Origin of the sequence: Vreelandella venusta, assembly GCF_015689495.1 — a bacterium.
In the GTDB taxonomy this organism is placed as follows: domain Bacteria; phylum Pseudomonadota; class Gammaproteobacteria; order Pseudomonadales; family Halomonadaceae; genus Vreelandella; species Vreelandella venusta.
On the sequence record NZ_CP065135.1, the window covers coordinates 2,021,841 to 2,031,325 of the forward strand.

The 9,485-nt window shown below is 53.2% G+C and carries 9 protein-coding genes; all 9 read left to right on the forward strand.

Annotated elements, in window-relative coordinates; translation table 11 throughout:
• Nucleotides 1–18: 18 nt before the first annotated feature.
• From IR195_RS09690 to IR195_RS09730, 9 genes are read left to right on the forward strand one after another with little or no spacing between them, the layout of a single operon-like run.
• Nucleotides 19–1,644 (forward strand): hypothetical protein, encoded by a 1,626-nt coding sequence (locus tag IR195_RS09690; protein ID WP_206049620.1) that lies wholly within the window; start codon nucleotides 19–21, stop codon nucleotides 1,642–1,644.
• A 27-nt stretch (nucleotides 1,645–1,671) separates the two neighbouring features.
• Entirely contained in the window at nucleotides 1,672–5,586 is a 3,915-nt protein-coding gene (locus IR195_RS09695) for a phage tail tip fiber protein (protein WP_206049621.1), read from the forward strand.
• Complete coding sequence (locus IR195_RS09700) at nucleotides 5,587–5,955, forward strand: hypothetical protein (protein WP_206049622.1); 369 nt, start codon at nucleotides 5,587–5,589, stop codon at nucleotides 5,953–5,955.
• Complete coding sequence (locus tag IR195_RS09705) at nucleotides 5,945–6,313, forward strand: hypothetical protein (protein WP_206049623.1); 369 nt, start codon at nucleotides 5,945–5,947, stop codon at nucleotides 6,311–6,313. The genes IR195_RS09700 and IR195_RS09705 overlap by 11 nt, the downstream gene beginning before the upstream one ends.
• Nucleotides 6,314–6,344: 31 nt before the next feature.
• Nucleotides 6,345–6,857: a hypothetical protein gene (locus IR195_RS09710; protein WP_206049624.1), complete on the forward strand. Its 513-nt coding sequence runs from the start codon at nucleotides 6,345–6,347 to the stop codon at nucleotides 6,855–6,857.
• A complete protein-coding gene (locus IR195_RS09715; RefSeq protein ID WP_206049625.1) occupies nucleotides 6,854–7,474 on the forward strand; it encodes a hypothetical protein in 621 nt (206 codons plus the stop codon). The genes IR195_RS09710 and IR195_RS09715 overlap by 4 nt, the downstream gene beginning before the upstream one ends.
• 2 nt (nucleotides 7,475–7,476) lie before the next feature.
• A complete protein-coding gene (locus tag IR195_RS09720; RefSeq protein WP_206049626.1) occupies nucleotides 7,477–7,953 on the forward strand; it encodes a hypothetical protein in 477 nt (158 codons plus the stop codon).
• The gene (locus IR195_RS09725; protein ID WP_206049627.1) at nucleotides 7,950–8,210 is read left to right on the forward strand and encodes a hypothetical protein; all 261 of its coding nucleotides are present in this window, start codon (nucleotides 7,950–7,952) and stop codon (nucleotides 8,208–8,210) included. The genes IR195_RS09720 and IR195_RS09725 overlap by 4 nt, the downstream gene beginning before the upstream one ends.
• A gap of 9 nt (nucleotides 8,211–8,219) precedes the next feature.
• The gene (locus tag IR195_RS09730; RefSeq protein ID WP_206049628.1) at nucleotides 8,220–9,476 is read left to right on the forward strand and encodes a hypothetical protein; all 1,257 of its coding nucleotides are present in this window, start codon (nucleotides 8,220–8,222) and stop codon (nucleotides 9,474–9,476) included.
• Nucleotides 9,477–9,485: the final 9 nt, after the last annotated feature.

Consider the following 9,485-nt stretch of genomic DNA (forward strand, 5'->3'; position numbering starts at 1 on the left):
GCCTGAAAGGTGGACATATTGAAAATCCAACACAGCGCCTTTCGTGGCGAGTTACCAATTTTAGACGCGCGGTTGCTGCCAGAAAACAACGCACAGCGGGCTCGAAATGTTTACCTAAAGCGCGGTACGCTAAAGCCTGAACGCGCACCGCTAACCGTAGAGTCGCTTAGCACTGTGGCGAATCCATCCACGCTTTACCGCTATCCCAGCGGAAACAATGGGCAAGGCTTTTGGCTGACCTGGGGGATGGGGCGTAACGTTCACGTTGTGAAGTCGCCACTAGCGAGCGACGATTTTTCCCGCGTGTACTGGACAGGTGATGGTCCGCCGAAAATGGGCGGTATTAGCGATATTACCAGTGGAACCCCGCCGTATCCTGGTGGTGGCTATCGACTAGGCATACCCGCACCAAGCAGCGGGCCGACAGCATCTGCGCCGAGTAATCGCGCACCCGTTGACGAGCGTCCGCCCACGACATTGGAAACATCCTATGTAGTGACGCTGGTGTCGCGCTTCGGCGAAGAAAGTGCGCCCAGTGTGCCCAGCAATATCATTGAACGCTGGGATATGACGGGCAGTGCGCCTGCAGGCGGTGAAGTGCATTTATCGCTCCCAGGCGTCCCCAGTGGCAGCCATGGCATTGTGGCAAAGCGAATCTACCGTGCTGAGTCGAATGGCATCTATCAGTACGTTGCCAATGTAAACGCATCTGCAAGTGAATATCTTGATAGTTACACCAGTGCCCAGCTTGGCCGTGCATTGCCATCGGTCGAGTGGGATATGCCTGACCCCAGGCTGCAGGGATTGACTGCACTACCTGGTGGTATTCTGGCCGGATATTTTGAAAACACGCTGTGCTTTAGCGAGGCGTACTTGCCTCATGCATGGCCAGTGGCGTATCAGCTGGCTTTCAAAGACAACATCGTTGCCATTGGCGCTACATCGTCGGGCTTGATTGTGGCGACGCAAGGGCAGCCCTACCTTGTCAGTGGTGCCAGTCCCGAGGCTATGTCACCAATGCAGCTAGACGTTGACCAACCTTGTATATCCGAGCGTTCACTGGTCGATATGGGCGAGTACGTTATCTACGCAGGGCACGAAGGCTTGGTCGCAGCAGGTGGCCGTGATGCTCGTGTAGTGACTGCCGAGGTGTTTTCAAAAGACCAGTGGCAATCGCTCAACCCCGAAACGATCCACGCCTACCGCTATGATGGCCGCTATATCGCGTTCTATAGTGGCGGCTGCATGGTTTTTACGCCTGGTGAAGGCGTCGAGTTTCTGGATATTAACGCCAGCGGTGGCTATCACGACATAGCAGCGGGCACACTTTACCTGATTCAGAACAGTGCCATTAAAGCGTGGGGGAAGGGAAACCTCATGAATTATACCTGGCGCTCGCGTCTTCATGAATTCCCTCCTGGTAGCGCTGGATTTACCTGCGGCAAGCTCATTGCATCTAACTACCCTGTGAGGCTCATTATCCGTGCCGATGGAAATACTGTTCTTGATTCCGGGATTACCAGCTCTGATATGTTTCGCCTTCCTGCAGGCTTTACATTGTGCCGAGATTGGGAAGTTGAGATTCAGGGCAACAACGAAGTGCAGTCCATACAAATCGCGACCTCTCCAAGCGAATTGATTTAACCTTTTCAGGCTCACCGTGAGGTGCCCATGAACCGACGCCGTCGGACATTACCGCCAGTGCCGCCGAAGGCACCGAGCGAGTTACGCCCCCTGATCGCTGCCATGACCGAGATACTGGAAACCGGCGAAGGCGTGCGGGGCGACCCCTTAGACCGCAAGGTAACGTTGCGTGACCTGTTGGATAGCGGCATTGGTAAATTAAAGCCAGGCATGCGCCCAGGCCAAGATGGCAACCTAGATTCTGGCGCACTGCCGCCAGCGCCAGATTTAAGCATACCGCCAGCGCCTGCCAACTTTGATGCCCAAGGCGGCTTCTACGGCATGATTAATCTAAGCTGGACCATCCCCGGCCAGCAGTACCGCAACCATGCCTATACCAACATCTTTCGAAGCGAAAAAGACAACTTTGCTAACGCAGAAGTCATTGGCCGTGAAGCGGGTAGTTTTTACACAGACTACGTGCGCGATGATGCGGTTGATCCTGACGATCCGACAAAGCTGAAAGGCTATTACTACTGGATTACATTTACTTCAGTTACCGATATTGAAGGCCCGCCGAACAGCCCGAACGGCACCTACGCTGCGCCGTTGGCAGATCTTGGATATGTCATTGAACTGCTAACTGGAGAGATTGACGAGGGTGTTTTAGCGCAGTCCCTCCGGGAAGAAATTGAGAAAATCCCCGCTATCGAATCTAGCATTGAGCGCATTGGGCCGATAGAGGAGGAGCTGCGGGGGCCTGAGTCGCTTGATGGCACGGTAGCAAATCGCCTGGCTAAAGAGCGAGAGCTGCGTATTGAAGCGCTGGACGATGAGCGTAACGAGCGTATTCAGAGCTTGGCTTTTGAGGCGCAGGCACGCGCGCAGGCGTTCCAGCAGGAAGTAGAAAATCGCACTACCGCGATTAATCAGGCCGTTGAGCAGCTTGAATTAGAAGACAGCCTACTGGCGCTACAGCAAAACGTTATGGCGGCGGCATACGATACTAACTCTGCCTCTATTTACTCAATGGCGCAGATACGCATCAACGATAACGAAGTCTTTGCGTCCCAAATCGATCAGCTGTTTGGCAATGTCAGCAATAACGAAGCGCTAATTCTCGACGAGCAGAAAATTCGCATTGACCAGTTCAGTTCGCTGGCTACTCAAGTCGGCATCCTATCTGCGCGACTTGATGCACGGCCATCGTTTGCAAGCAGCTTTGAACCGGGCAGCGATTTTGATGCGTGGGCGGCAACCGATGGCAGTACCTTAACACCTGAAACCAGCGATATTTATGCAGGGCTGCAAGCCGCACTTGTTACTTCAACACTCTCTAATGCAGAGCCTCGTGAAGACGGTGTGCGTCGTTTAATCAGCGAGGACACATCCAGTCAGTTTAGTGGTAATGAAATTCGCGTTTCTTTATATGCCAAGCAACCTAGCTTAAATGCCAGCGCCGAGTTTGCTATTGCGTACTGCGTTGATGGAGTTCTCGGTGAGTGGGCACGCTTCTCGCCGGATAGCGAGTATACCTTTCACGACATGCTGGTTGATGTGCCAGCGGATACCGAAGGCCATGAACATTCTCTAGTGATATGGGGCGACACTTCAGGAACAGGTAAAGGCGTGTTGATCGATCGCGTGTTAGCGACGTTCTCAGAAAATGAGATTCCTGAAGTCACCGCAGCGATTGAGCAAATTCAGCAAGCATTAGCCGAGCAAGAGCAAGCGGTTGCTAGCCAACTGCAAGGATTCCTGTCACGGCTTAACGACAACACATCCTCAATAGAGCAGGAAACTGAAACCCGCTCAACGCAGTACGATGCGCTGGCACGTGATATAGCTACCATGACAGCGCTCACTGAGCAGAACGTGGCAGATATCGCGGCTGAACGTGAGGCATGGTCATCGGCAGTAGAGGCGGTTTCCAGTGATGTACTTGATATGTCGGCCCGGGTCGACGATGCAGAAGGGCGTATCACGCGTGAGTCGAGCGTTAGAGCGACAGAAGACGACCTATTAGCGGCGGTGCAGCGTGTTATGTCAGCGTCTCGGGGTGCCGCGTCCGCTACGTTTTATAGCTTAGAGGAAGTGCGGACAACTGAAGCCCAGGCGAGCGCTTTACGTATCGACGGCATTGAAGTGCAGCTTGCGAATGCGCGCTCTGCTATTGAGCAAGCTCAGGAGCTTCTCGCGGAAGAAGACCGGACATTAGCTAAGCAAATTGAAACCGTTTCTGCTGCGCTGGGTGATGATCTTTCTAGCATCCAGCAATCTTTTGAATCAGAGGTATCCCGCCTTGATGGCCGAGTTGATGCGCAGTCCCGTGCACTGACGACCGTTCAGTCTCAGCTTGACGCAGAAATTTCTACAGTTCGTCAGGACCTTTCTTCGAACGTCAACCGTATCGATGGGACGCTGAACGCAAATGCTCAAGCGATTCTGGATGTTCAATCGTCAAGCGAGGAGGCGCTTGCCGCTGTTCAGCAGGACTTTAATACTGAGATAGATCGAGTTGATGGGCGCATTAATTCCAACGCCGAAGCAGTACTTGAGGTTCGCTCTGATCTGAAAAGTGATGTTGCGGGAGTGCGTCAGAGCCTAAACACTCAAGTTAGCCGCTTAGATGGCCGAGTGGGCAGTGTTTCTCAAGCGCTTACGACGGTTCAGTCCCAGTTAGAGGGTGATATTTCGACCGTCCAGCAAAATCTTTCGACGAACGTCAGCCGTATCAACGACGAGTTAAGCGCTAACGCTCGGGCAATTACTACAGCGCAATCTGCGCTGGATGATGACATTGCTTCAGTACAACAAAATCTCACGACTAATATCAAGCGCGTCGATGGTGAGTTAGTGGCGATTGGGGCTCGATACACTGCTCAAGTACAAGCGAATGGCTTAATTGGCGGCTTCGGTATCTATAACGACGGCAGCCGCGTGGATGCCGGTTTTGATGTTGATCGCTTCTGGATTGGCCGCACAAATGGGAATAAGAGAAAGCCGTTTATCATTGATGATGACGTTGTCTATATGAACAACGCAATGATTAGAAATGGCTCTATTCAAGAGGGGCATCTTGGTCCCATCACGATCGGAAAATTCTTTCTTGATGACGGTACGCCAGTTACTACTGCAGGCGGCCTAATCCGTGCGGAAGCGATTGACGTCGATAATCTCAGCGTTGCAGAAGCGGCGCGCTTTTACGCTGATGTGCAGTCGGGTAACTACATTGCAGGCCAACGGGGTTGGCGTATCAGACAAAACGGCAATGTCGAGTTCAACGAAGGGCGATTTAATGGCGTTGTTAATATCGGCAACGTACAGGGCGCAGGGGCATTAGCGGGTAAGGACGCGATTGTCTATGAAGATCTAACTGGCTCGACAGCTGGCCTGGTGCTGACGCGCGCTAATAGCGGCGCAGCTGCAAAAAATCGCACCGATGACTGGACGCGTCCTAATTCGACTCGAATTGACGGTAACAAAATTTTCACCGGCGACGCATATGTCGATACCTTACAAGTTAAAGGGCAAGCAATAACCATCCCTTCATCTGCTTATACCGGCGGTACGCTAGTCCTTGGTGCAGTGGGGGGAAGTAATGACGTTGGTGGGTGGACTAACTGGAAGCAAATACAAGCCCTGTATCTACCTGAATCCCCTGGCCCCATTCAAATTACATGCTCATTCAGGGTGCTCGTAGACACCACAGGTAAATTCCCTGTATACGCGAAATTAGAGGAAGACGGTGTCAGTCGATATGCGACGGAAGTGCTTAGAGCGGGGTATTCAAGCACCGCTTTTGATTACACACGGCAAGCAATCTCTTTCACGATAGAGCGTCCAGCAAAAAGTGGTGGGCGGACCTTTAGGCTCTATTTGCGCGGTGCAGGTACTCAGAGCGGTCTACAGTTTCAGGTTTCCCACCGGATGATTAGCACGCTGACGTTAAAGGACAACTAAATGCCTACTTACGTAGTTTCAAAGTTTAACGGCGAAATATCTCAGGTAATCACGGGCGGTGCTCGCTATATAGAAGTACCAGAAGGCTCGGATATATCTGATGACTCTCATTATGTAGATGTGACAACTACACCCAATGAGATTAGAAAGAGGGAAGAAATATCGTTCGGCTTAAAAATAGAAGGGCTAGTCGTTACTTTAACTGGTCTGCCTGTGGGGCTTACGGTATCAACAAACAAGCTAAGCACTGTAACGGATAATGAACCGTTATTAATTGAGTACGATGTTCCTGGAACATACCGAATTGCGTTGTCAGGGCGGGTTAACTGCTTAGACCGTGAACTGGAGGTGACTGTTGGTGACCCTTAAAGCTAGTACTTTCGCGAGTCGAGACGATGCTGAAGAGCACTATTTATCGATGATTGATACGCATGCGGCAAACGCACGGCATATCGATTCTGCTCAAGCTGACGTTTATAAACAGAAGTTAATGGAAGCCAGAGAGGGCTGCGGTGAATTACTGGAGTCAGAGGCTAAAGAATTAGGAATGCCGCTAGATGTTTTAATTAACGCCGTTCTACATAAGCACGAGAAGAGGCAGCTGCGAAGCCATCACATTGAGCTAGATCGAGTAAAGGCAAAAGCAAGAATTCGTAAAGCCGATACTGCCGCCGAGATGTATGAAGCGGTAAAGGAATTTAAGCAACAGCTAACCCTGCTACAATAACCCTTTAAATTGCCCCACCGTGAGGTGCTGCATGCCCCGCCAGAATGAAGCTACGTTTTTACGTGGCGTACTCCGCAATAACGAAGCGGCTGCGCAATTTTGCGAGATGCTGTTCCGTATTTCTCAAACCCTCGACGACCTCGTTGATAAAGATAACCCAGTAGCCGATACCACGCTGATCCGCACGTTTTGGGAAGCGCTGATCGAGTTGCCCGCGAATCCGTTCTATCGAGAACATGAACCCTATCTGCGACCGTTGATGGCCAGCGCCCTACAGGACTGGCGTGATAGCTCATGCCTTGAGCGCTCTGACAGCCGCCATTACAAAACCCTTGCCTTTGTCCTGCGTGACCAGCTTACCGCGGTAGTGACACAGTGCGCCTATCTAATCGGCGGTTATGAGTGGATGAACAAAGTCAGCCTGTCGATTCGTGACCATTTCCATGAAGACGGCCTTGATGACTACTTGACTGGACTCGACCCCACGCAAGACGAAGCGTACCAGCAAGATGTCGATGAATCGCTAAATGGTGATGACCTATGAGCGGTGGTGGTGGCGGTGATACAACAGTTAAAGACACTCCCGAGCAACGCCAGCTTGCCCAAGTAGCCGCCGAAAAGTGGAACTTCGCTCAAGAGAAGCTGGCACCGCTTGAAAACGCTTACATGGAATCGGTGGGCGATATGACCAGCGACGCCAATATGAGCTATATCGCTGGCCGAACGCTTCAAAGTCAGCAGCAAGCGGTGAGCGACGCCAGTCAGCAAGCAGGTTTGCAGTTAAGCCAAGCAGGTATCGACCCGTCTAGCGGTCGGGCGCAGTCTGCTATGAGTGGCATTGCGCTAGGTGGTGCCAGTGCAGGTGGTGAAACCCTTGGGCGCGCTCAGTTTGAGCAGGAAAACCAGCAGGTGCGCGGCCTCCAAAACATTGTCGCCATTGGTCAGGGCCAAGCGGGACAGGCACAGCAAGGATTATCGAGCATTGCTAGTCAGTCTGCGGTCGATGCCCGCCAAACAGCTGCTAATCGCTTTAATCGTCGTAGTGCCAACTTGCAGCTACTCGGACAAGTGGCCGGTGCCGGTACCGCCAACTATCTCAGCCAACCCAGCCAGCCCCAAGGGCTGAATCTTTACGACCAAGTCAGCACAGGCGGGGTGTAGCCATGCAATACCAACCCACGCTAGGGCAGATTAATTACGCGCCCTCCCAGACGGCACAGCAACGCATTGATCCAAACCAAGCCATGCGCGGTGACCAGGGAGCCTCGCAGCTGCTTGGTCAACTCAACCGGGCCCAGTGGGCCGATTGGAAGAATCGCTTTGCGCCGTACGTCGATGAGCTGGCCCGCGTGGCTCAAGACAACAATGCCCCGGGCACTGCCGCTGCTAATGCTAGTAACGCGGTGGGCTTGGCGTTCGACAGTAGCCAGCAAGGGCTTGCCCAGCAGCGCCAAGGTTACGGCATAAGCCAAACGCTTCAGCAACAAGCCGCTGAGGAGCGCCGTACCCAGCTAGAGCGCAGCGCGTCAATGGTGAGCGCAGGCAACGAGGCGCGCATCTCTGCCCAAGATCGACAACAAGCAATTCTCGCTGGTGGCATGGGCCTCTCCAATATTCCTGATCGGGTGATGAACCAATGAGCTACGGGTTACTAGGGCTGCGTCAAAAAATGGAAGGCGAGGCCATGCAAGGGCTGGGTGACCTCGCAGGTCAGCAACGCCAAGCGACGGTGGCAGAAGATCAAATGAAGCAGGCTGAAAAGGCGCAGAAGATGCAGGCCGTAGGCACTGGGGCTGGCATCGGCATGATGGCAGGCATGCAGGCTGGCAGCGTGGGCGGCCCAATGGGCGCTGCTATCGGCGCGGGCATCGGCTTTCTCGCAAGCTCAATCTTCTAGGAGAACACCATGGCAGGACTAGATACACGCGGCTTGGCGGGCGGCTTTGCGCAAGGTTTTGGGCTGATGAACCAGTTTCAGCGCGGCCAACGTGCCGACGAGCGCGCTGACCAGCAGATGGGAATGCAGCAAGAGCGCATGAATATGCAGCGCGAGCAGTTCAGTGCCCAGCAGGAAGAGGTGGAACGGCAGCGTGATATGGAAAATATTCAGTTCACGCTGGGCAAGATTGGCTCCGGCATGGAGGTTGGCGAAGACGAGCTGAAAACACTGCGCAAATATCCCAAGTTCTGGTCGGCGCTCGACCCTGAAACCGACAACTCTATTAATCAGGCGATGGCGGTGATTGATCCCAATACCTCGGTCGATGCTAACGACCCTGAAAGCCTGGCTGCGCTTAATCAAATGTTTGGCGCCGAGATTAACCGCGGCGAAGGCGGGCAAAAACGTGTGGTCGGCATGTACCCGGCACCGGATGGCCAGAGTGTGGCTCTGGAGCTAGAGGTGGTGGGCGAAGACGGCAACACCTATCGCGCACCGATGACGGAAGGACGCGGCACCGCTGAAGATGACCTAGTGAAATATGTGCCGGTGGAAGCGCTTGTGGAACAGGTGCAGGGCATGCGCATGCTGCGTAATACCCTGCGCTCGCCTGAAGCCCAACAGCGTGCCACGCAAGTGCTTGGTCTGCTGCGCGGCGATTCGCAAGAGCGCTGGGAGCAAGTGCAAGGCCCAGGCGGTTCTATCCTGCAGCGCAATACGGTGACTGGTGAGACTAAGCAGGTGCTAGGAAGGGCGCCGCAGTCAGGGGGCAATTACTGGGATAGGCCTACCGCTACGCAAAAAGATATCGAATATCTTTTAAATAATGGCTTAGCACCCAGCCGCGAAGCGGCCTGGCAAATGCTGAATCGTAGCAATGACTCATCTCGTGACGAGCTCAAATATTACACGGGTCGTTTAGAGGATATCGAAAGCATATTGAGTGCGCCTGGCGCAGCTAACGCTATGAATGATGAAGAGCTGGCTCAGTTTCAAAGCGAAAGACAGGCCATTCGGGATATGTTGCCAGAGTTAGAAAGCCGTGCCTTTGGGCGTCAGCCCGCAGGATTAAGCATACCCGCATCAAGACAGTCTTCAGCGGCGGCTAGTACCAGTACTGAGCCGCCGCCACAATCTCAGCGAGAGAGAGGGCTTCAGCCAGGACCAAAGTCTAGTGAACCAGCAGAAAATGATTTGCTTAATTCTATCCTACGCGACCTATAGCACATAGAA